This window comes from Buchnera aphidicola (Periphyllus koelreuteriae) (assembly GCF_039360445.1).
GTDB classification, from domain to species: Bacteria; Pseudomonadota; Gammaproteobacteria; order Enterobacterales; family Enterobacteriaceae; genus Buchnera_J; species Buchnera_J aphidicola_BM.
On sequence record NZ_CP134981.1, the window covers coordinates 185,047 to 209,700 of the forward strand.

Sequence of the window (24,654 nt, forward strand, 5' to 3'; positions counted from 1 at the left end):
TTTATTATAAATCAATAAATTTAATAAAAATATATTAATATTTTAAAAAAAATAATTTTAAAGGTTTTTATTAAATTATATAATATATATTTATTATTTAATTTTAAAAAAAAAATAATTTTAATTAATTTATTTATAATTTTATTATAAAAAATGTTTATTAAAAATTTTTATATTTTTTATATATTTTAATAAAAAATATCAATATTTTTCATATTTATTATATTTATATTATTAATTTATATAAAAAATATTTATCTAAAAATATTATATATATAAAATTATTTTTTTATAAAATTTAAAAAAATATAATTTGTTTTATAAAAATTATATTTTTATCTATTTTTTAAAAATTTTTAATTTTTAAAAAAAATGAATTTAATTTTTTGAGACGTATTATGAAAAAAAAAATATCATTTATAAAATTTTTTATTTTAATTTGTATTTGTGTAACAAATATAATTTTTTCAAAATCTATTTTTTCTTCAGATAAAAAAAATAATATTAATAATATTAAAATTCAACAAAATTTATCTCCTATTATAAAAAAAATTTTACCTTCTGTAGTAAGGATCATTACAGATTTTGATAATTTATATCATGGATATTATTATGATGATTCTTTAAATCAAAAAAAAATTGATTATTTATCAAATTCTCAAAATAATATATTGAAATATGAAAGTAATTTTTATAAACAACCAATATTAAAAAAAATAATTAATGAAAAAATTTGTGAAGATGATTGTAATAGTAAATTAGGATCTGGAGTTATTATTGATTCTAAAAATTCTTATGTTCTTACAAATTATCATGTTATTAGTAATGCTTCTAAAATAGAAGTGATTTTAGATGATGGGAAAGAATATGAAGCTTATATGATTGGAAAGAATAAAAAAATTGATTTAGCTTTGTTAAAATTAATTGATGCCGAAAATTTACAATCAATAGAAATTGATAATTCTACTAATGTAAATATTGGAGATCCTGTTTTTGCAATTGGAAGTCCATATAATTTAAATAATTCAGTTACTTTAGGAATTGTTTCATCATTGAATAGAATTATTGATACAAATAATGTATTTGATAATTTTATTCAAACTGATGCTGCTATTAATCATGGGAATTCAGGTGGTCCTTTATTTAATTTAGAAGGTAAATTAATTGGAATTAATACATCTATGTTATCTAGTAATCCTGAATCAGGAAATATTGGTTTAGGTTTTTCTATTCCAAGTCGTATTATAGTAAGATTTATTAATGATATATTAAAATATGGAGATATTCATTTAAGTTCTTTAGGGATTTCAGCATCTAATTTATCTAAAGATATGATATTTCAATTAGCATTACCTTTAGATAAAGAAGCAATAATTGTAAATAAAATTTATAAAAATTCTTCTGCTGAAGAAGCAGGTTTAAAAATTGGAGATATTATTACTTCTTTAAATTCAAAAGATGTTACTGATTCTATTTTGTTTAAAAGAGAATTAGTAAATTTTTTACCTAATGATTCTATTTTTTTAAAAGTTTTTAGAAACAATAGATATTATAATATATCAGCAAAATTACATGATTATAAAAGAAATATTTTATATGCAGGAAAATTTCATTATAAATTACAGGGAGCTTTAATATCAGAATATGATAAAGAAAAATTATCTAATGATATGAAGAACCATAAAATAAAAAAATTTGTTTTACCATCTGTAAATGGAATTATTATAAATAAATTTTTAGATAAGAGTTTTTCAAAAAGATCTGGTTTACTTGAAAATGATATTATCACATCAGTAAATATGACACCAGTTAAAGATATTCAAACATTTAAAGATGCTTTGTTAATTAATGAAGATATTATAATTTTAGAAATTATGAGGAATAATAAATTAATTTTTAAAATTATTTCTTAAATTGTTATATAAAATATGTTATTCTCCGCCCTTAATTTTTTTTTTTGGGCGGTTTAAAGAAAAATGTTTAAGTTTGATTTTTAAAATATAAATTAAAATAATATAAAAAATATTTATTTAATTTGACCTCTTAATAAATTATTTATTTCAACTTTAGTTAATGTTTTTGAATCAACTTTTTTAACTATAATAGCACTATATAAGCTATATTTTTTATTTTTAGATAAAATATTTCCAGATACTACAACTGAATTTTTTGGAACTCTTCCGAAGTAAATTTTATCTTCTGTTCTATCATAAATTTTAGTACTTTGTCCAATAAATACACCCATTGATATTACTGATCCATGTTCTATTATTACTCCTTCAACAATTTCAGATCTTGCTCCAATAAAACAATTATCTTCAATAATAGTTGGATTATTTTGTAACGGTTCTAATACTCCACCAATTCCAACCCCTCCGGATATATGTACATTGTTTCCTATTTGAGCACAAGATCCTATAGTAGACCATGTATCAATCATTGTATTTTTTCCAATATATGCTCCGATATTAATAAAACAAGGCATTAAAACAGTATTTTTTTCAATAAATGAACCGTATCTTACGATTGCTGAAGGAACTATTCTAACTTTATCTCTTTTAAATTCTTTTGTTGTATAATTTTTATATTTTAATTTAATTTTATCGTAATAATTTGTAATTTTTCCATTAAATATTTTGTTTTTTTTTAAATATAAAAATAATAAAATAGCTTGTTTAATCCATTGATGAGTAATCCATATATTATTTATTTTTTCTGAAACTCTTAATTTTCCTAAATTAATCATATGTATAACAGAGTAAATAGCATTAATTATTTTTTCATTTTTTTTTTTAAATAAGTTTTTTTCTTTTTGTTTATACGTTTTTTTTATAATATTTTTTAAATTTTCCATATAATATTTCCTAAAATAAATCTATATTTTTAATAAATTTTTTGGTTTAAAAAAATTAAACAATTTTTTCATTTTTTCTTAATGTTAATACTTCATATCCATTTTTTGTTATTAAAATAGTATGTTCATATTGTGCTGATAAACTCTTATCACGTGTTCTAATTGTCCATAAATCTTTATCACATATAATATGTCTTTTCCCTTCATTAATCATTGGCTCTATTGTAAATATCATATTTTCTTTTAAAATAATTTCTTGATTTGGTGAATCATAATGTAATATATATGGTTCTTCATGAAAACTTTTACCAATTCCATGCCCACAATATTCTTTTACTATAGAAAAATTATTTTTATATGCTATATTTTGAATAGTTTGTCCAATTTTTCTTAATTTAATTCCTGGTTTAATTATTTTTATTGATTCATATAAACTTTTTAAAGTAATTTTACATAGTTTTTTTGCTATTTTTGAGCATTTTCCTATTAAAAACATTTGAGATGAGTCACCAAAATATCCATCTTTTTTTAATGAAATATCAATATTTAATATATCTCCATTTTTTAAAATTATGTTTTTATTAGGTATTCCATGACAAACTACATCATTTACAGAGATACATATAGATTTTGGGTATTTTTTATATCCTAAGCATGCTGAAGTAACTTTTAATTTGTTATAAATATAATCATGACATATATTATTTATTTCTTCTGTACTTATTCCTATATCAATTTTTTTTTTTATCATGGTAAGAACTTTAGAAGTTAATTTTCCAACTTCTTTCATTTTTTTTATATCAAAATTATTTTTAATAATAATCACTCTATTAAACCTTATATTTTTAATTCAAAAGAAATAAAATATTTTATTAAAATTTTATATTTTTTATATTTTTTTTAAATATATAAATATAATACATTTTTTATTAATTTTTTGTTAATATTTATATTTTTTAATATTTATTTAATATAAATTTACATTAAATTATATATAATATATATAATAAAAAAAAATCATTATTTTTTTTAATTTTTTATAATTTTTTCTTTAAAATTTAAAGGATGGATATGATAAATATTTCTATGAAAGATATGTTAAAAGCTGGTGTTCACTTTGGTCATCAAACTCGTTATTGGAATCCAAAGATGAAGCCATTTATATTTGGTTCTCAAAATAAAATTCATATTATTAATTTAGAAAAAACTCTTCCTATGTTTCAAACAGCATTAATAGAATTAAAAAAAATTCATTCTAAAAATGGAAAAATTTTATTTGTTGGAACTAAAAAATCAGCGAGCAGTTTAATTAAAAATTGTGCTATTCTTTGTAAACAATATTATGTAAATTATCGTTGGTTAGGTGGAATGTTAACAAATTGGAAAACTGTAAGACAATCTATACAGTATTTAAAAAATTTAGAAATTCAATCTAAAGATGGAACATTTAATAAATTAACAAAAAAAGAAGCTTTAATTAGAACACGAAAGTTATTAAAATTAGAAAATAGTTTAGGTGGAATTAAAGATATGGGAGGAATTCCTGATTGTTTATTTATAATTGATGCAGATTATGAAAATATTGCAATAAAAGAAGCACATAATTTAGGTATTCCAATATTTTCAATTGTAGATACAAATTCTAATCCAGATGGAATAAATTTTATTATTCCAGGAAATGATGATGCAATAAGATCTGTTAATTTTTATTTAAATAAAGTAATTTCAGTAATTCAAGAAAATTATACAAAAATAAAAAAAAATACATTCAAAAAAATAAAAAAATAATTAAATTATTTATTTAATATTTTTATATTATTTAGATTACAAATAATATCAAATTATTTTTTTTTTTATTTTTAAAAAAATTATTTTTTACATTATAGGAAAAAAATGAAAATTTCATCTAAGTTGGTAAAAGAATTAAGATCGATTACTGGTGTTGGTATATTAGATTGTAAAAAAGCTTTATTAAAAAAAAAAGGAGATATTAATTCTTCAATTGATTATTTAAGAAAACAAGGTATTTCAAAAGCATTAAATAAATTTTCTAGAAAAACATTACAAGGATCTATTTTTTCTGGTATAAAAAAAAATATTGGAGCATTATTAGAATTAAATTGTGAAACAGATTTTGTTTCTAAAGATAAATATTTTATTAATTTTGGTAATAAAATAATTCAAACAGCATTAAAAAAAAATATTAATAATTTGAATGATTTAAGAATTTTATTTGAATCAGAAAGAACAAATTTAGTTTCTATTATAGGAGAAAATATTAAAATTTCTAGATTTTCTGTGTTAATTGGAAATTTTATTAATTCATATATTCATAGATCAAGAATTGGAGTTCTTGTACAAAGTAATTCAAGTAATGATATTTTAACTAAAAATATTGCAATGCATATTGCAGCAAGTAAACCATTATATTTAAATCCAGAAAGTGTACCTAAAGATATTGTTTTACGTGAACAAAATATTCAATTATCTATGTCTACTCAAACAGGAAAATCTCATTCTATAGCAAAAAAAATAGTTTCTGGTAGAATGAAAAAATTTTTTAGTGAAATTACTTTATTAAAACAATTATTTATTTTAGATTCTAAAAAAACAGTAGAAAATTTTTTATTAGAAAATAAAATTGTTTTAAAAAATTTTTTACGATTTGAGATGGGGGAAGTTTAAAGATAGAATTTTTTAATAAAATAAATAATTTATATATAATAAATTATATTTTTATAAAATTTTTAAAATTATTTTTTAATAAAAATATAGAGGTTTTATAGGTTTTATATATGAATATATCTCGTAGTTCATTAAAATACTCTAGGGTAGTTTTAAAATTAAGTGGAGAATCATTAACAAAAGTTAATAATTTTTCTAATATTGATTCAAATGCTTTATTTTCTTTATCTAAAGAAATAAAACAAATAATTGATTTAAATGTAGAGTTGAGTATTGTAATTGGAGCAGGAAATTTATTTCGAGGAAGTCAATTACAAAAAATAGGAATAAATCGTGTAGCAGCTGATCATATAGGAATGCTTTCTACAATTATAAATGGATTAGTTATACACAACTCTCTGAGTAAAATGAACATTAAAACATCTTTAATGTCTGCTATTCCTGTAAATGGAATTTGTGAAATTTATGATTGGAATAAAGCTATAAATTTATTATCTAATAAAACAGTTGTAATTTTTTCTGCAGGTATTGGAAATCCATTTTTTACGACAGATTCAGCTGCATGTTTAAGAGCTATTGAAATTAAAGCTGATATTGTTTTAAAAGGGACTAAAGTAGATGGAGTTTATACTTCTGATCCAAAGAAAAATATTAATTCTGTATTATATTCTAAATTAAGTTATCAAGAAGTTTTGGAAAAAGAATTAAAAGTTATGGATTTATCTGCTTTTACTTTAGCTCGAGATTATAATATACCAATACGAGTTTTTAATATTAATAATTCTGGAGCATTAAAGAGAATCATTCAAGGATTTAATGAAGGAACATTAATTAATTAAAATTATTTAAAAATATTTTAATGAAGTTTTTATTATTTTAATAAATTTTAAAAAAATAAATTTAAATTTATATTAATTATAATTTTATAATAAAATTTAAAAAATTGAGTTAAACAAAAATGGAAAATATTAAAAAAGACACACGAATGAATATGGAAAAATGTATTAAAAATTTTTCTATATTAATTAATAAATTACGAACAGATCGTGCATCTCCTGATTTAATAAAAGATTTAAGTATTGAATATTATGGAAAAAAAATTTTACTACATAATATTTCTAATATTATTGTAGAAGATTCTAGAACATTACGAATTAATACTTTTGATAAAAATACTAATAAAGAAATAGAAAAAGCTATTATGAATTCTAATCTTGGTTTAAATCCAATTTCTGTTGGAGGTATAATTAGAGTTCCTATTCCTCCATTAACTGAAGAAAGAAGAAAAAATTTAATAAAAATTTTATATCAAAAATCTGAAAAAAGTAAAATATGTATTAGAATGGTAAGAAAAAATTCAAATAATATAATTAAAAATTTAATAAAAAATAAAAGTATAGGAAAAAATGAAGAAAAAAAATATATTAATGAAATTCAAATTTTAACTGATTTTTATATTAAAGAAATTGATAATTTAAAAAAAATAAAAGAAAAATCTTTATTTCATATTTAAAAAAATATTTTTTTATTTTTTAACATATATTATATTTTTATTTTAAATTAATATATTTAAATTAATAAATACATTATTTATTCATAAATAATGTATTTTAAAATATAAAAAAATATAAATATAAAAATCAATATAAATATAAAAATTTATATTTTTTTAATTTTTATATTGAATTAATTTAATATTTTTAATTTGTTTAGATTTATAAAAAATTTTATATAATTTATAATTATTATTTTCAAATATTTTTTATATATTTATATTTTATTTATATTTTTATCAATAAATTAATTTTATTAGTCAAGATGTTCTTTTATAGAGAATTTATAATAAAATGAAAATAAAAAATTTATTTTTAATATGTTTATTAATTTTTAGCATTAATGTAGGATACGCAAGTAATAGTTTTTTTTTTAAAGACATTGAATTTAATGGATTAAATAAAGTTTCTAAAGCAGAAGCTTTAAGTTATTTAACTTTTCATGAAAATGATTTTATTTCAATAAATGAAATAAAAAATAGTATAAAAAATTTAATTTTAAGTAAAAAATTTGAAGAAGTAAAGATTTGTAGATTAAAAACAAAAATTATTTTTAAAGTTAAAGAATATCCTTTTATATCTAAAATAAATATTTTTGGTAATGTTTCTTTAGATTTAAGTTATATTCAAAATATTTTAGATTCATGTGAAATTTCAGAAAATAATTTTTTAAATAAAAAAAAATTAATATCTTTAAAAGAAAAAATATTATATTACTATGTTAGTATTTTAAAAGATGGAACAATAGTTAATTTTAATATAATAAAAAAAAAAAATAATATAAAAAATTTAAATATAGAAATTTTAGAAGGAAATGATTTAAATATTAAAGAATTAAAAATTATAGGCAATAAAAAATTTTCTTCACAACAAATTATGTCTTATTTAAATTATTATAAAAAATATTCTTTTTTTAAAAAAATTATTAAATCTAAATATAATTATCAATATTTACAAGAAGATTTAAAAAATTTATATTATTTTTATAATAGTAAAGGATATATAAATTTTATTATTAAGAATACAAAATTAAATTATTCAAATGATAAAAAAAATGTTTCTATTATTATAGATGTGCATGAAGGACATCCATATTGTATTTCAGAAATTTCTATTGATGAAAATGATCCTTATATTTTTAAAAATTCAAAAATTTTATCTCAAATTAAATTAAATCAAATATATAATGTTGATGATGTAATTTCTTTAAAAAATAATATTATGGTAGAACTATTTAAAAATGGATACTTGTCTTCATCAGTTGAAATTAAACCATTAATTGATAAAGTTAATAAAAAAATTAAATTAATTTTTGATATTAATAAAAATAAACAATTTTATTTAAATAAAATTTTATTTTCTGGAAATAATTTAACAAAAAAAAAATATTTAATTAGAAAAATGCATCAAAAAGAACATTCTGTTATAAATAATGATTTTTTAACACAAGATTTAGAAGATTTAAAAGAAACTAATTTTTTTAGTGATATAAATTTAGAATTTCAACCAGTTTTTAATAAAAAGTTTAATGTTGTAAATTTAATTTATCATGTAAAAGAAAAAAAATCGAATGTTTTTAATTTTGGATTAGGTTATGATAATTTAAATAAATTAAATTTTAATTTGAGTTTTATAAAATATCATTTATTTAGAACAGGTAATTTATTATCTTTTTATTTTTCTAAATCATTTTATAAAAATTTATTTAAAATTTTTTATACTAATCCATATTTTTCAAATAAAAACTTTATTTTAACAGAAAATTTATTTGGAGATATTTTTGGAAAAGATTTAGATTTTTATAAAAATAATAAAGATATTTTTAAAATTCAATCTATAAAAAATATTTATTCTTCTATAAAAAATATGAAATTTTTAAATCATTCATATTTTAAAAATAATAAATTTAATTATGGTTTAGATATATCTCTTGGTGTTCCATTCTTAAATAATAATTTTTATAATTTATCTATAGGTTATGATCATTATGAATTTATAAAAAATTTAAAAAATTCTTCAACAAATAAAATAATTTTACAAAATAATTTATCAAATTTTTTAAATCAAGATAATTATTTATTTGTAATAAATAATTTTAATATTAATAATTCTATACATTTGAATACAATAAAAAATTATAATTTTTTTCCATTATCAGGAATAGATACAAATATTTCTTTAAAAATTTTTTTTCCAATTCAACAAAAAAATTATTTTAAATTTATTTTTGACACTAAACAATATTATCCAATTAAATATACAAATAATAATATTATTTTTCTTTTTCGTTCTTATTTTGGTTTTGAATGTTTTAAAGAAAACTCTTTATATTATAAAAATTATGATAATTTTCATGCAGAAAATGATTATACAATTAGAGGTTATTCGTATGATAGCATTGGATCAAAATTAATTTTAATAAATAAAGAAAATGATATAAACAATTTTAAAAATACAAATGAAATTAAAAAAAATAAAAATTATTTTATAAAAAATAATATTGGTGGAAATTTCATTTCTATTACAAATTTAGAATTAATTTCATCAATTCCATTTATTAAAAATGAATATTTAAAAAATTTTAAACTTTCTACTTTTTTAGATTTTGGAAGTATATGGATTAAAAATTTCTTTTTTAATACATCGCATTCGACATTTATGTATTTAAATCCAAATAAAATTTATTCTTCATATGGTTTCTCTTTAAAATGGAATTCTCCTTTTGGTTTATTTTCTTTATCTTATTCATTTCCTATAAATTCAAAAAATACAGATAATATCAAAAAATTTCAGATATTTTTTGGAAGATAACAATATATTTATTAAAAAAATATATTTTTATAATATTTTTTATTTTATTTATTTTTTAAATAAGATAAATTTTAAATATTTATTAAATTATTTAAATTAATTGGTAATTTTTTTTATGAAAATTTTAAAACAAATAAATTTTTTAAAATTTATTCCTCATAAATTTCCTTTTTTATTTATAGATCAAGTTACACATTTTAAAAAAAAATATTACTTATTTTCAAAATTTAAAGTAAAATCAAATAATATTTTTTTTTTAGGTCATTTTCCTAAAAATCCAATTTTTCCAGGAGTTTTGCTTTTAGAATCTATGATGCAATCTGCTGGAATTTTTTGTAAAATAAGTTATCCAAATATTTTTAAAAAAAAAATAAATTATTTAACATCAATAAAACATGCTAAATTTAGAAAATTAGTTTTTCCAAATGATATATTAAATATAAAAATTTTTTTTATTAATTTTCATAATAATTTTTTTAAATTTTCTGGTGTTATATTAATAGATAAAATTTTAGTATGTGAAGCTATAATTACTATTTATATCAAATAAATACTTAATATTAAATTTTAATATTATTTTTTTAATTTATTTTTATATAGGAAATTTTTATAAAATAATGTCTGATCCTTTATTTGTTCATCTTCGTGTTCATAGTGATTATTCTATATTAGATGGTTTATCTAAATTAGAAGAAATTATTAAAAAAACTTTTATTTTAAATCTTCCAGCTATTGGAATTACTGATTTTTCAAACTTATATGGAGTTATAAAATTTTATAAATTAGCTCACAAAAATGGAATTAAACCAATTATTGGAGCTGATTTTAATATTTTTTCTAATAAAATTAAAACTGAATTAACTATTTTAGCATATAATAATTTAGGTTATGAAAATTTAAAAATACTAATTTCTAAATCTTATAAAAGAAATTATATAATTTTAAAAAATGTTTTTATAAAAAAAAAGTGGTTAATTAAATATTCTAATGGTTTAATAGTTTTGTCTGGAGGAATTGACGGAGAAATTGGAGAATATATATTAAATAAAAAAAATTATTTATTAAATAAAACTTTGGATTTTTATCAAAAATATTTTAATGGATATTATTATTTAGAAATTTCTCGTCTTGGACGAATACATGAAGAGAAATATATTAATAAAATTTTAAAAATTTCTATGAAAAGAAACATTCCAGTTGTTGCAACAAATAATGTTCGATTTTTAAAAAAAAATGATTTTTCTTCTCATATGATTCGAGTAGCTATTCATCATGGAATTTCATTAAATCAAGCTAAAAAAAAATTTTATAAATATACGAAAAATCAATTTTTAAAAACTGAAAAAGAAATGATAAATTTATTTTTTGATATTCCTGAAGTATTAAAAAATTCAGTTGAAATTGCTAAAAGGTGTAATGTTTATATAAATTTTGGAAAATATTTTTTACCTAATTTTAATACTGGAATGATTAATGAAGAAAATTTTTTAAATAAAAAATCTTTTCAAGGATTAAAAAATAGATTTAAAAAAATAAATTTTAGCAAAGAAAATAATAAATTTTCTAAAAAAAATTATAAAAAAAGATTAAAAAATGAATTGAAAGTAATTAATAAAATGGGATTTCCTGGTTATTTTTTAGTGGTTATGGAGTTTATTAAATGGGCAAAAAAAAATAAAATTCCAGTTGGTCCAGGAAGAGGGTCTGGAGCTGGTTCATTAATTGCTTATGTTTTAAAAATTACAGAAATTGATCCAATTAAATTTGATTTATTGTTTGAACGTTTTTTAAATTTAGAAAGAATTTCTATGCCTGATTTTGATATTGATTTTTGTATGAATAAACGAGATTTAGTTATTAATCATGTTTCAAAAATTTATGGAAAAAGCTCTGTATCTCAAATTATTACTTTTGGAACTATGACTGCAAAAGCTGTAATACGTGATGTAGGTCGTGTTTTAGGTTATCCATATGGTTTTTTAAATAGAATATCAAAATTAATTCCTTTAGATCCTGGAATTTGTTTAAAAAATGCAATTTTAAATTCAAAAGAATTATCTTTATTATATAAATATGATGTTGATTTTAAAGATTTGATACATTCTACAAAAAAATTAGAAGGTGTAATTCGTAATGTTGGTAAACATGCTGGAGGTGTAGTAATTTCTCCAACGAAAATTACAGATTTTTGCCCAATATATTATGATTCTATTGAAAAGAAAAATCCTGTTACTCAATTTGATAAAAATGATATCGAAGAAATTGGTTTAGTAAAATTTGATTTTTTGGGTTTAAAAACTTTAACAATAATTGATTTTTCAATAAAAATGATTAATAAAAATTTTTATTTAAAAAATAAATCTAATAAATTAAATATTGAAAATATTGATTTAAATGATAAAAAAAGTTTTCATTTATTAAATAGTGGTAATACTACATCTATTTTTCAATTAGAATCAGATGGAATTAAAGATTTAATTTATAAATTAAAACCTGATTGTTTTGATGAAATTGTAGCTTTAGTGGCATTATTTAGACCAGGACCGTTACAATCAGGAATGGTTGAGAATTTTATTAATAGAAAACATAGAATTGAAAAAATTTATTATCCTGATAAAAAATGGGAGCATAAAATTTTAAAACCAATTTTAAAATCTACTTATGGAATTATTTTATATCAAGAACAAGTTATGAAAATAGCTCAAGTTTTTTCTAATTATACTTTAGGAGAAGCTGATTTATTAAGAAGAGCAATTAGTAAAAAAAATTCAAAAGATATGTCTAATCATCGTTTGAAATTTATATTAGGAGCAAAAAAAAATAATATAAGTAAAATTTTATCAAATAAAATATTTGATTTATTAGAGAAATTTGCTGGATATGGTTTTAATAAATCACATTCAGTAGCATATGCTTTGCTTTCATATCAAACACTTTGGTTAAAATCTCATTATCCATCTGAATTTATGGCATCAGCTATGACAATGGATATGAAATTTTCTAATAAAATTATGATTTTAATTGAAGAATCTTTAAAAATTAATTTAAAAATATTACCTCCTAATATAAATATTAGCAAAAATAAATTTTTTGTTGATTTAAAAAAAAATATAGTTTTTGGTTTAGGAGCTATTAAAGGTATTGGAGAAATTACTATAAAAAAAATTTTAATTGAAAGAAAAACGAATGGATTGTTTAAAGATTTATATGATTTATGCACTCGTGTTGGATATAAAGTTATTACAAAAAAAGTTTTAGAAAAATTAATATTTTCTGGATCTTGTGATTGTTTTAATAAAAATAGATTATTTTTATATAGTTCTATTTCAGATGTATTACAATCTTCTATTCAACAAATTAATATTAATTTATCTAAACAACAAGATTTTTTTAATCAAAATTTTTTATATCAAAAAGATTTAAAAAAAGATAAATTTTTAGTAAATAAAAATTGGTCATATAAATTTGAATTTGATTATGAAAGAAATATGTTAGGTTTAAATTTTTCTAATTCTTTATTTAATTATTATTTAAAAGAAATTAAAAATTATTGTAATATTACTTCATTAAAATATATAAATTTATTAAAAGATTATAAATTAATTAATGTTTTTGGAATAATATTAAGTATTAAAAAAATTTTAACAAGAAATAAAAAAAAAATGATTATAATTAAGTTATATAATAATAATAAAAAAATAGATATATTATTATTTGAAGAATTAGAAATAAAAAAAAAATCTATTTTAAAAATTAATAATATTATTTTAATTGCTGGTTTAGTTAAAAAAAATAATTTTAAAAAATTATCTTTAATAATTGCAAAAAAAATTTCTGATATATATTCAATAAGAAAAAAAAGACTTATTAAAATAAAAGTATTATTAAAAAAATCTTATATTTCTACTAAAATTTTAAAAAAAATAAAGAAATTTATTTTAAATTTTTTAGGCGGAAATACTTTATTAAAAATTTTTAAAAATGATAAAGAAAAATTTAAAAATAAAAATTTAATTATATGTTATAGGGTGTATCCTACAGATAATTTATTTTATTTTTTACAATCTCTTCATTTGTTTAAGAAAGTTAAAAATTTTTATAATTAAATAAATAATATTTTTTATTTTTTTTTTATTTTTTTTATAAAAACTTTTAAAATGTTTTTAATTTTAATATTTTTCTTTGATTGTGTTTTTCTATTTTGTAGTTCAACACATTTTTTTGATATATTTTTTTGACTAATAATAATTTTATATGGAAAACCAATTAAATCAGTTTCTGCAAACATTTTTCCAGGTTGTTCTGGAGTATCATAATAAAATGCTTCAATTTTATTTTTTTTAAATTGAGAATATATTTTTTCTGATATTTTTTTTACATTTGTATATTTTTTTATATTAATTGGAATAATTGAAACTTTGAATGGAGCGATTGAAATAGGCCAAATTATTCCATTTTTATCACAATTATTTTCAATAATTGCTCCAATTAATCTACTAATTCCAATTCCATAACATCCCATTTCAATTATTTTATTTTCTTTTTTTTTTGTTTTAATGAAAGCATTAAATATTTTTGAATATGTTGTATTTAATTGAAAAATATGACCAATTTCTATACTTTTGTTATATTTTTTCTTTCTTTTTTTTATTTTATTTTTTATTAATTTTGTATATTTTACATGAAATTCATGAGATATATTACCTCCAATAATTCCATTGTTTACTTTTTTTATTTTTATTTTTAAATTCATTATATTAAATATTTTTATATAAGATTTTAAAATTTTATTATAAGTGTTATTAAGAGATTTTTTATTTTTATGAAAAGAATAAGCATCTTTCATAATAAATTCTCGAGCTCTTAAAATTCCTTCTTTTGGTCTAATTTCATCTCTAAATTTTGTTTGTATTTGATATAATATTATAGGTAATTCTTTATAAGAATGTATTTTATTTTTAATGAAATTAGTTATTATTTCTTCATGAGTTGGAGATAATATCATTGTTTTATTGTTTCTATCTTTTATCTTAAACAATTCTTTTCCATATAATTTTATTCTATTGCTTTTTTTCCATAATTTTTTAGATTGTAAAATTGGCATACATATTTCTAATGAATTATTTTTATTCATTTCTTTTCTTATTATTTTTTTTATATTTTTTAATACTCTCATTCCTGTTGGTAACCATGTATATATTCCACATGAAGATTTTTCAATCATTCCAGATCTAATCATTAATTGATGACTTATTTTTTTTATATTGTTTGATATTTCTTTTTTTGTGTATAGATTATATTTTTTTTTTCTCATATTTTGTTATATTAAATAAAATAATTTAATTTAAAAGGATTGAATATATATTTAATTATATTTTTTAATTAATTTTTTTATAAAATTTATATTTTTAAAATATTTTTAAATATTTAATAATATTTATTATATAATATTTTTTTATTTGATTTAATTTATTTTAGGAATAAACAAAAGTATGTCAAATAATGAAGAACAAAACAAATTTCCAACAGAAAATAAATTAAAAAAAGCAAAAAAAGATGGATTTTATACTTATTCTAGGGAATTAAATTCGTTTTTTTTACTTTTATTTTTTTTTATAATAATTTTTATTTTTAAAAAAAATATTATTAATAATATAATACATATTTTTATAATAAATTTTTCTTTTGATCATGAAATTACAAATGAAAACTATTTATTTATTACAAAAAAAATGTTTGATTCAATTAAAAATTTATTTATTTTTTCTTTGTATATTTTATCATTTTTAACTTTAATAAATTTTTTTTCACCAATGTGTTCTAGTAACTTTTCTTTTAATATTAAAATGATAAAAATTAATTTTGAAAATTTAAATTTTTTAAATAATATAAAAAAAAATTTTTCATATTATATTTTTATTGATTTATTTAAAATTATATTTAAAATTGTTTTTAATATTATTTTAATTGGATATTTTTTTTATTTATTTTTTTTTAAAAATAATAATTTTTTTTATAAATCTTTAGATATTTGTTTATTTAAAAGTTTAAATTTATTTTTTATATATTATTTAATTTCTTTAATAAGTTTTGTTCCATCTGTAATATTTGATATTTTTTTTGGTAATTATTTATATTATAAAAAATTAAAAATGAATGATCAAGAATTAAAAGATGATATTAAACGTTCTGAAGGTAATCCTTTAATAAAAAGTAAAATTAGAGAAAAATTACGTTCGATTTTGAAAGATAATTCTACTACTGAATTATTAAAATCTGATGTAGTAATCTTTAATTATAAAGGTTATGCTGTATCTTTAAAATATGATCATTATAATATGGTGAAACCTAAAATTATTTCTAAAGGTTTAGGAATATATTCTTTTAAAATTTTAAAATTATCAAAAAAATATAATATACCAATTTTTGAATCTCCAAAATTAGCTAAAAATTTATATAAATTTAGTCAAGTTGGACAAGATGTTCCTAGTTCATTTTATTTAGTTATTGCTGAAGTATTTGTTTGGGTTTGGAAATTAAAAAAATGGAAAAAAAAAGGAGGTATATATCCTCAACCACCACAAGATTTATCTATTCCATTAAATTTAAATGTTTCGGGAAATAATAAAAAATGATAAAATTTTTTTCTTTAAAAAATTTTTTAAAAAAAATAAATAAAATAAATTTTCAAGAAATATCAGGTCCAATATTAATTACAATAATTTTATCTATGATGATATTACCATTAAAACCAATTTTTTTAGATATATTTTTTACTTTTAATATATTTATTTCAATTGTTGTTTTATTAGTATCATTAGATACTAAAAGCATTTTAGATTTTACTGCTTTTCCAACCATTTTGTTATTTACAACATTATTTAGATTATCTTTAAATATAGCTTCTGCAAGAGTTATTTTATTATTTGGTCATTTAGGTCAATTTTCTGCTGGTCATGTTATAGAATCATTTGGTCATTTTTTAGTTGGGAACAACTTTTCTATTGGAATTATAATTTTTTTAATTTTAGTTATTATAAATTTTATTGTGATTACAAAAGGAGCTGGTAGAATAGCAGAAGTAGGAGCTAGATTCATTTTAGATGGAATGCCTGGAAAACAAATGTCTATTGATTCAGATTTAAACGCTGGATTAATAAATGAAAATGAAGCAAAAAATAGAAGAAAAAATATTTCTCAAGAAGCAGATTTTTATGGATCAATGGATGGAGCTAGTAAATTTATTAGAGGTGATGCTATTGCTGGAATTTTAATTATGTTGATTAATATAATTGGTGGTTTGTTTATTGGATTATTTCAACATAAAATGAGTATATTAAAAGCAATTAAAATATATACTTTGCTTACTATAGGAGATGGTCTTGTAGCTCAAATTCCTGCTTTAGTTATTTCTACAGCAGTTGCTGTAATGGTTACTCGAGTTGAAAATAATAAAAATGTTAGTGAACAAATTTTTAATCAATTATTTTATAATTTTAATATAATTTTTTTAAGTGGTATTATTTTAGGAATTTTTGGTTTAATACCTGGAATGCCGCATTTAATTTTTTTATTTTTTTCTATATTTTTATTGTTTTCTAAATTTTTATATAAAAATTTTATATTTTTTTTAAAAAATAAAAAAAAAAATTTTATTATAAAAAATAAATTTGATCTTTCTTTAAAAGATATTCCGTTAGAAGATTGTTTATCTATTACTTTAGGAAGTAATTTAATTGAATTAATGAATAATAAAAAAACTAATAATTTGTTTAATAAAATTTTTTATATAAGAAAAAAATATATGAATGAATTTGGTTTTTTATCTCCCAAAGTAAATATTAAAAGTGATTTAAATTTATTACCATATAATTATAAAATTTTTGTTAAAGGAGTAGAAAGTGGAGGAGGAAAAGTTTTTTTAAATAAATATATGGCAATTAGTTCTAAAATTTCAAATGAAAAATTATCTGGAAAAGAAACAATTGATCCTATTTTTGGTTTATCTGCTTTTTGGATAAAAAAAAAATTTATAGATATTGCCAAAAATAAAAAATATACAGTAATTGATTCTAGTACAGTGATTGCTACTCATTTTGATCATTTACTTTCTTTAAATATGAGTGAATTATTTGGTCGTCAAGAAATGCAAGATTTATTAAATAAAGTTAATTCCGAAATTCCTAAATTAACTGAAAATCTTATTCCAAATACGTTTTCTTTAACTACTATTAAACAGGTATTTCAAAATCTTTTATTAGAAAATGTTCCAATTAAAGATATGAGAACTATTTTAGAAACTTTAATAGAAAACGTATCGTTTCAAAAAAATATTGATGAATTAACAAATATTGTTAGAATATCATTAGGAAAATTAATTATTCAAAAAATTTTTTTAAATAAAAAAAACATTCATGTTATAGGTATTTCTTCAATTTTAGAAAATATTTTTATACAATGTTTAGAAAATTCTAAAAATATTGAACCTAATTTATTAAAAAATTTTATTCAAGAATCAAAAAAAGCAATTAACATACAAGAATCTATGAATTATCCTATTGTTTTTGTTGTATCTCATTCATTACGTTTTTTTATTTTTCGTTTGTTAAAATCAATTTATTCAAAAATTTATGTTTTATCTAATTTAGAAATTCCAAATAATAAAAAAATTATTTTTGTAAGTATTATTGAAAAAATATAATCTATTTTATAGATAATATATTTATATACATTTTGTAACTTTAATTCCTAAAACGTTCAGTCCTTTTTTTAAAATTTTAGAAATTAAATATGATATTTTTAATCTTGTTATTTGTTTTTTTTTTGAATTACTTTTTAATATTTTATATTTTTCATAAAATTTTGAGTATTTTGATGATAATTCATAAATATAAGAACAAATTAAATGTGGTTGTCCATTTTTTGCTGATTTATATATTATTTCTTTAAATTCAAGAATTTTTATTGATAATATTAATTCTAATTTATTTGAAATAAAAAATTTTTCTTTTGAATGAAATAAATTTTTATTATATTTTTTTAAAATAGATTGAATTCTTGTATATGTATATTGAATATATAATGATGTATTTCCTTCAAAAGATAAAATTAAATTCCAATTAAAAATATAATTTGTTTTTCTGTTTTTAGATAAATCTGAATATTTAATTGCTCCAATTCCAATGATTTTAGATAATGAATTTAATTCTATAGAATCAATTTTTTTATTTTTTTTTAAAATAATTTTTTTTGCTCTTTTTATTGCTTCTTTAATTAATTTTAATAATTTAACTGTATTTCCAGATCTAGTTTTAAATGGACGATTTTTTTTTGATAACATCATACCAAATATATGGTGTTTAACTTTTAATTTATTTGATATATATCCTGCTTGTTTAGAAATTTTATATATTTGATTTAAATGTTGTTTTTGACGTGAATCAACATAATATAAAATGATGTTTGCTTTTAATTTTTCATATCTATATTTTATACACGCAATATCAATAGCTGAATATAAAAATGGTCCATTTTTTTTTTTTATAATTACTCCCATTTGATCTCCATTTCTATTTTTTTTATTTTTTAAAAAAATAATTATATTTCCATTTTTTTTAACTGCAATTTTTTTTTTTATAAGATCTTTTTTAATTTCTGGTAACATATTTTTATAAAAACTTTCTCCAAAAATATGTTTATTTTTTAATGTAATATTTAATAATTTATAAATTTTTTTATTTTGTTTTATATTAATTTTTACAATATATTTCCATATTTTATAATATGATTTTTTATGTTTTTGTATTTTTTTAGTATATTTATTTGATTGATTCATAAAAAATTTATTTTTAGAACATAATTTTTTTGCTTTACAATATATTTTTTCTAATTTTGATATAGACATATTTTTTATATTTTTAATTTTTTTTTTATTTTTTAAATAATAGATAATCATTCCAAATTGATTTCCAAAATCTCCAACATGATTCATTCGAATAACTTGATATCCTGAATATTCCATAATTCTTGCTACAGAATCACCTATTACTGTTGATCTTAAATGACCAACGTGCATAGATTTCGCTAAATTAGGTGAAGAATAATCAATAACTACTATTTTTTTAAAATATTTTTTCTTTTTTACTTTCATTTTGTTTATATAAAACATTTTATTTAAATTTTTTTCTATCCATTTTTTTTTTAAATAAATATTTATAAAACATGGTTTAGAAAAAATTGCTTTTTCTATTATTTTTTTTGAATATAATTGTTTTATTATTTTTTTTTTTATTTTTTTTAATGACAGTTTTAATATCTTAGAAATTTGAAATAAATTATTTATTTGATAATGTCCATTATTTATATTTTTATTTTTTTGAATAGATATTTTTATAATTGATTTATATTTAATAAATTTTTTTTTTATAATTTTTTTTAATATTGATTTAATATTCATAAATTCTCTTTTTAATAAGTATTAAGTTTGATTTTTTGTATTTTTTTAAAAAAAAATTAGATTTATATGTATTATATCTATTTTTTAAAAATTTTTATAAAAAAATAAAAATATATTTGACAAAAATAAAAATATATTATATTATTAAAAAACTTTAATTAGTAACGCTCTTTTAAAAAATATCAGAAAATCTGTGTGGGCACAGAAAAATTTAAGTGCAAAAATTATTTAATTATAATTCGTTTTATTTACTTAATTCAAAGTTTTAAAAAATGAAGAGTTTGATCATGGCTCAGATTGAACGCTGGCGGCAAGCCTAACACATGCAAGTCGTGCGGCATCGAAAGAAGAAAATTTATTTTTTTCTTGTCGGCGAGCGGCAAACGGGTGAGTAATATCTGGGGATCTGCCCAAAAAAGGGGGATAACTACTGGAAACGGTAGCTAATACCGCATAATGTTGAAAAATTAAAGTAGGGGATTCTTTAATTTATTAAAGAACCTTACGTTTTTGGATGAACCCAGACGAGATTAGCTTGATGGTAAGGTAAAAGCTTACCATGGCGACGATCTCTAGCTGGTCTGAGAGGACGATCAGCCACACTGGAACTGAGACACGGTCCAGACTCCTACGGGAGGCAGCAGTGGGGAATATTGCACAATGGGCGAAAGCCTGATGCAGCTATGCCGCGTGTATGAAGAAGGCCTTAGGGTTGTAAAGTACTTTCGTTAGGGAGGAAAGAAATAAATATAATATATTTGTTTTTTGACGTTACCTAAAAAAGAAGCACCGGCTAACTCCGTGCCAGCAGCCGCGGTAATACGGAGGGTGCTAGCGTTAATCAGAATTACTGGGCGTAAAGAGCACGTAGGCGGTGTTTTAAGTCAGATGTGAAATCCCTGGGCTTAACCTAGGAATTGCATTTGAAACTGGAATGCTAGAGTATCGTAGAGGGAGGTAGAATTCTAGGTGTAGCGGTGAAATGCGTAGATATCTGGAGGAATACCTGTGGCGAAAGCGGCCTCCTGGACGAATACTGACGCTGAGGTGCGAAAGCGTGGGGAGCAAACAGGATTAGATACCCTGGTAGTCCATGCTGTAAACGATGTCGACTTGGAGGTTGTTTCCAAGAGAAATGACTTCCGAAGCTAACGCGTTAAGTCGACCGCCTGGGGAGTACGGTCGCAAGGCTAAAACTCAAATGAATTGACGGGGGCCCGCACAAGCGGTGGAGCATGTGGTTTAATTCGATGCAACGCGAAGAACCTTACCTGGTCTTGACATCCATAGAATTTTTTAGAGATAAAAAAGTGCTTTCGAGAACTATGAGACAGGTGCTGCATGGCTGTCGTCAGCTCGTGTTGTGAAATGTTGGGTTAAGTCCCGCAACGAGCGCAACCCTTGTCCTCTGTTGCCATCGGTTCGGCCGGGAACTCAGAGGAGACCGCCGGTTATAAACCGGAGGAAGGTGGGGACGACGTCAAGTCATCATGGCCCTTACGACCAGGGCTACACACGTGCTACAATGGCATATACAAAGAGAAGCAACTCCGTAAGGATAAGCAAACCTCATAAAGTATGTCGTAGTTCGGATTGGAGTCTGCAACTCGACTCCATGAAGTCGGAATCGCTAGTAATCGTGGATCAGAATGCCACGGTGAATACGTTCCCGGGCCTTGTACACACCGCCCGTCACACCATGGGAGTGGGTTGCAAAAGAAGCAAGTTACTTAACCTGAAAAGGAGAGTGCTTACCACTTTGTGATTCATGACTGGGGTGAAGTCGTAACAAGGTAACCGTAGGGGAACCTGCGGTTGGATCACCTCCTTAAAAGTCACTTTATAAATTATAAAGTGCCCACACAGATTATCTGATATTTTTAAAGCTTTTATTAAAAAAAAAGGCTTGTAGCTCAGTTGGTTAGAGCACACCCCTGATAAGGGTGAGGTCGGTGGTTCAAGTCCACTCAGGCCTATTTTAACACCTTTATCTTAATAATATATATTTTAAAAAAATTATTTTAATTAATATTTTTTTTTATATTTTTTTAAAAAATGGGGCTATAGCTCAGCTGGGAGAGCGCCTGCCTTGCACGCAGGAGGCCAGCGGTTCGATCCCGCTTAGCTCCAAATTTAAAATTGATCTTTAATTTTTCTTAAATTACAAAAATAATTTATTTCATTATATGAAGAATACCAATAATTAATAACATCTTTAATATAATTATTCTTTGTTTTTAAAAAAATATTTATTTTTTTTTCAAAATTAAGATTGTTATAATATTTTATATTTTTTATATTTTTTTTTATAAAATTAAAATATTCTTTGATTTCTAAATCTTTTTTAAATAAATAATTTGAAAATTTTAAATTTGAAAATGTATATTTATGTGAATTAAAAAAAATTGTTTTTTTTGGTAATCTCATGATCTTTTTTAAAGAAAAATAAAGATTTTTTGAACATCCATCAATAGTTTTTCCACATCCTCCAGAAAATAAAATATCTCCACAAAATAAATATTTTTCAAAATAATATGAAACATCTATTTTTGTATGTCCTGGTGTAAAAATTATATAAAACACTTTATTAAATAAAAAAATTTTTTTTTCTTTTTTAATTATATTTTGATTTGTTTTACTAACAAAATTTAATTTTTTTGGAGTAAATATTTTTATTTTAGGATAATATTTTAATAATTTAAAAATTCCATTAATATGATCACAATGTAAATGTGTAATTAAAATTATTATTGGTTTTAAATTAAATTTTTCTAATTTTTTAATAATTATATTTGATTTTCCTGGATCGATTATAATACATTTATTTTTTTTTGAAATAATCCAAACAATATTATCATTTAAAATTTCTATTCCTCTAATATTTATCATTTGTGTTCCTTATTTAAAATTTTTTTATAATAAAAAATTTCTTTTACATATCCTATATCTTTTTTTGTTGGATTTTTTGCTGATTTTTTTGCTTTAATATCACATAATTCATTTTCTAATTGACCTGAATGGCTTTTAATCCAAATCCATTTTATTTTTTTATGTTTTTGAATTGCATTATTTAATCTTATCCAAAGATCAATATTTTTTACTTTTGTATTATTTTTTTTTTTCCAATTATTTTGTTTCCATTGATTCATCCATTTTGTAAAACCATAATTTACATATTTACTATCTGTATTAATTATAATATTTGATGGTATATTTATTTTTTCTATTCCAATTATTACACTTATCAATTCCATTCTATTATTAGTGGTTAAAAAAAAACCTGAACTAAAAATTTTTGTTAAATTTTTATATTTTATGATTGTACAAAAACCACCCGGTCCTGGGTTTCCTAAACATGATCCATCAGTAAATATTGAAATTACATTTTTTTTTTTTAATTTCATTTTTAAAAATTCTCATTTTAAAAAAATATATGAATAATAAACATTTTCGTCAAATTGTTCTTGATACGGAAACAACAGGAATAAATAAAGAAGGTCCTGTATATTTAAATCATAGAATTATAGAGATTGGAGCAGTAGAAATAATTAATCGTAAAATTACTAAAAATAAATTTCACATATATATTAATCCAAATCGATCAATAGAAAAAGAAGCTTATAATATTCATGGAATTTCTAATAATTTTTTATTAGATAAACCAAATTTTTCTAAAATTTATAAAAATTTTATTAATTATGTAAAAAATTCTGAATTAATTATTCATAATTCTAAATTTGATTTAGGTTTTATAAATTATGAATTAAAATTATTAAATAAAAATATAAAAAATATATTAAATTATTGTACCATAATAGATACATTAAAATTATCAAGAAAAATTTTTCCTGGTAGAAAAAATAGTTTAGAAGCTTTATGTAAACGTTATAAAATTTATGATAATAGAAAATTTCATAGTGCAATATTAGATGCTAAATTATTAGCAAAAGTATATTTATTAATGACATCTAAACAAAAATCTTTTAATTTTATAAATAAAAAAATTAATAATGTTAAAAAAAAAAATAAAATATTTAAAAATAATAAAAAAATTTATTTAAAAAAATCAAATAATATTGAGAATATTCTCCATAAAAAATATTTAAAAAAAATGAAAAAAAATGGAAATTGTATTTGGTTTGATATAAAAAGTTAATAAAATATTGTTTTTTTATAAAAATATAGTATAATTATTATATAAAAATTTTTTTAAAAAATTTGGTGCGGTAGTTCAGATGGTTAGAATATCGGCCTGTCACGCCGGAGGTCACGGGTTCGAGCCCCGTCCGCACCGA

At 19.3% G+C, this 24,654-nt stretch carries 17 protein-coding genes, 3 tRNA genes and 1 rRNA gene; 15 read left to right on the forward strand and 6 right to left on the reverse strand.

What is annotated here, in order from left to right:
• Positions 1-398 precede the first annotated feature (398 nt).
• The gene (locus RJT80_RS00820) at positions 399-1,913 is read left to right on the forward strand and encodes a trypsin-like peptidase domain-containing protein (RefSeq protein ID WP_343187912.1); all 1,515 of its coding nucleotides are present in this window, start codon (positions 399-401) and stop codon (positions 1,911-1,913) included.
• A 113-nt stretch (positions 1,914-2,026) separates the two neighbouring features.
• On the opposite strand, the gene dapD is transcribed toward RJT80_RS00820, so the two are convergent.
• Positions 2,027-2,854 carry a 2,3,4,5-tetrahydropyridine-2,6-dicarboxylate N-succinyltransferase gene (gene dapD / locus RJT80_RS00825; RefSeq protein WP_343187913.1) on the reverse strand — a complete coding sequence of 276 codons (828 nt, stop codon included), beginning with the start codon at positions 2,852-2,854 and terminating at the stop codon, positions 2,027-2,029.
• A 55-nt stretch (positions 2,855-2,909) separates the two neighbouring features.
• Positions 2,910-3,644, reverse strand: a complete 735-nt coding sequence (gene map / locus RJT80_RS00830) for a type I methionyl aminopeptidase (RefSeq protein WP_343187948.1) — start codon at positions 3,642-3,644, stop codon at positions 2,910-2,912.
• 281 nt (positions 3,645-3,925) lie between these two features.
• On the opposite strand from map, the gene rpsB reads away from it, so the two are divergent.
• The 7 genes from rpsB (at position 3,926) to dnaE (ending at position 14,009) form a co-directional block, all read left to right on the forward strand.
• Entirely contained in the window at positions 3,926-4,642 is a 717-nt protein-coding gene (gene rpsB, locus RJT80_RS00835) for a 30S ribosomal protein S2 (protein ID WP_343187914.1), read from the forward strand.
• 105 nt (positions 4,643-4,747) lie between these two features.
• Positions 4,748-5,539, forward strand: a complete 792-nt coding sequence (gene tsf / locus RJT80_RS00840; protein WP_343187915.1) for a translation elongation factor Ts — start codon at positions 4,748-4,750, stop codon at positions 5,537-5,539.
• Between the two features lie 110 nt (positions 5,540-5,649).
• A complete protein-coding gene (gene pyrH / locus RJT80_RS00845; protein ID WP_343187916.1) occupies positions 5,650-6,378 on the forward strand; it encodes a UMP kinase in 729 nt (242 codons plus the stop codon).
• 119 nt (positions 6,379-6,497) lie between these two features.
• On the forward strand, positions 6,498-7,052 hold the full coding sequence (gene frr / locus RJT80_RS00850) for a ribosome recycling factor (RefSeq protein ID WP_343187917.1): 555 nt from the start codon (positions 6,498-6,500) through the stop codon (positions 7,050-7,052).
• A 334-nt stretch (positions 7,053-7,386) separates the two neighbouring features.
• A complete protein-coding gene (gene bamA / locus RJT80_RS00855) occupies positions 7,387-9,903 on the forward strand; it encodes an outer membrane protein assembly factor BamA (protein ID WP_343187918.1) in 2,517 nt (838 codons plus the stop codon).
• 115 nt (positions 9,904-10,018) lie between these two features.
• Positions 10,019-10,453, forward strand: a complete 435-nt coding sequence (gene fabZ, locus RJT80_RS00860; RefSeq protein ID WP_343187919.1) for a 3-hydroxyacyl-ACP dehydratase FabZ — start codon at positions 10,019-10,021, stop codon at positions 10,451-10,453.
• A gap of 67 nt (positions 10,454-10,520) precedes the next feature.
• Complete coding sequence (gene dnaE / locus RJT80_RS00865) at positions 10,521-14,009, forward strand: DNA polymerase III subunit alpha (RefSeq protein WP_343187920.1); 3,489 nt, start codon at positions 10,521-10,523, stop codon at positions 14,007-14,009.
• 14 nt (positions 14,010-14,023) lie between these two features.
• On the opposite strand, the gene RJT80_RS00870 is transcribed toward dnaE, so the two are convergent.
• A complete protein-coding gene (locus RJT80_RS00870) occupies positions 14,024-15,217 on the reverse strand; it encodes an aminoacyl--tRNA ligase-related protein (RefSeq protein WP_343187921.1) in 1,194 nt (397 codons plus the stop codon).
• Positions 15,218-15,395: 178 nt separating this feature from the next.
• Here RJT80_RS00870 and RJT80_RS00875 point away from each other — a divergent pair, with 178 nt between their 5' ends.
• Positions 15,396-16,538 (forward strand): EscU/YscU/HrcU family type III secretion system export apparatus switch protein, encoded by a 1,143-nt coding sequence (locus RJT80_RS00875; RefSeq protein ID WP_343187922.1) that lies wholly within the window; start codon positions 15,396-15,398, stop codon positions 16,536-16,538.
• Complete coding sequence (locus RJT80_RS00880) at positions 16,535-18,604, forward strand: flagellar biosynthesis protein FlhA (protein ID WP_343187923.1); 2,070 nt, start codon at positions 16,535-16,537, stop codon at positions 18,602-18,604. The genes RJT80_RS00875 and RJT80_RS00880 overlap by 4 nt, the downstream gene beginning before the upstream one ends.
• Before the next feature lie 21 nt (positions 18,605-18,625).
• Here RJT80_RS00880 and argS read toward each other — a convergent pair whose 3' ends face one another.
• Positions 18,626-20,359: an arginine--tRNA ligase gene (gene argS, locus RJT80_RS00885; protein WP_343187924.1), complete on the reverse strand. Its 1,734-nt coding sequence runs from the start codon at positions 20,357-20,359 to the stop codon at positions 18,626-18,628.
• 269 nt (positions 20,360-20,628) lie between these two features.
• Between argS and RJT80_RS00890 the strand changes: the two genes are divergently transcribed.
• The 3 genes from RJT80_RS00890 to RJT80_RS00900 all read left to right on the forward strand — a co-directional run bounded on the left by RJT80_RS00890 (position 20,629) and on the right by RJT80_RS00900 (position 22,489).
• Positions 20,629-22,190, forward strand: a 16S ribosomal RNA gene (locus RJT80_RS00890).
• Positions 22,191-22,261: 71 nt separating this feature from the next.
• Positions 22,262-22,335 (forward strand) — tRNA-Ile (locus RJT80_RS00895).
• An 81-nt stretch (positions 22,336-22,416) separates the two neighbouring features.
• Positions 22,417-22,489, forward strand: a tRNA-Ala gene (locus RJT80_RS00900).
• Between the two features lie 3 nt (positions 22,490-22,492).
• Here the strand turns inward: RJT80_RS00900 and gloB are convergent.
• Together gloB and rnhA are read right to left on the reverse strand one after the other, a co-directional pair.
• A complete protein-coding gene (gloB, locus tag RJT80_RS00905; RefSeq protein WP_343187925.1) occupies positions 22,493-23,248 on the reverse strand; it encodes a hydroxyacylglutathione hydrolase in 756 nt (251 codons plus the stop codon).
• Complete coding sequence (rnhA, locus tag RJT80_RS00910) at positions 23,245-23,763, reverse strand: ribonuclease HI (protein ID WP_343187926.1); 519 nt, start codon at positions 23,761-23,763, stop codon at positions 23,245-23,247. The genes gloB and rnhA overlap by 4 nt, the downstream gene beginning before the upstream one ends.
• A gap of 29 nt (positions 23,764-23,792) precedes the next feature.
• Here rnhA and dnaQ point away from each other — a divergent pair, with 29 nt between their 5' ends.
• On the forward strand, positions 23,793-24,515 hold the full coding sequence (gene dnaQ, locus RJT80_RS00915) for a DNA polymerase III subunit epsilon (protein WP_343187927.1): 723 nt from the start codon (positions 23,793-23,795) through the stop codon (positions 24,513-24,515).
• A 64-nt stretch (positions 24,516-24,579) separates the two neighbouring features.
• Positions 24,580-24,653, forward strand: a tRNA-Asp gene (locus tag RJT80_RS00920).
• Position 24,654 lies beyond the last annotated feature (1 nt).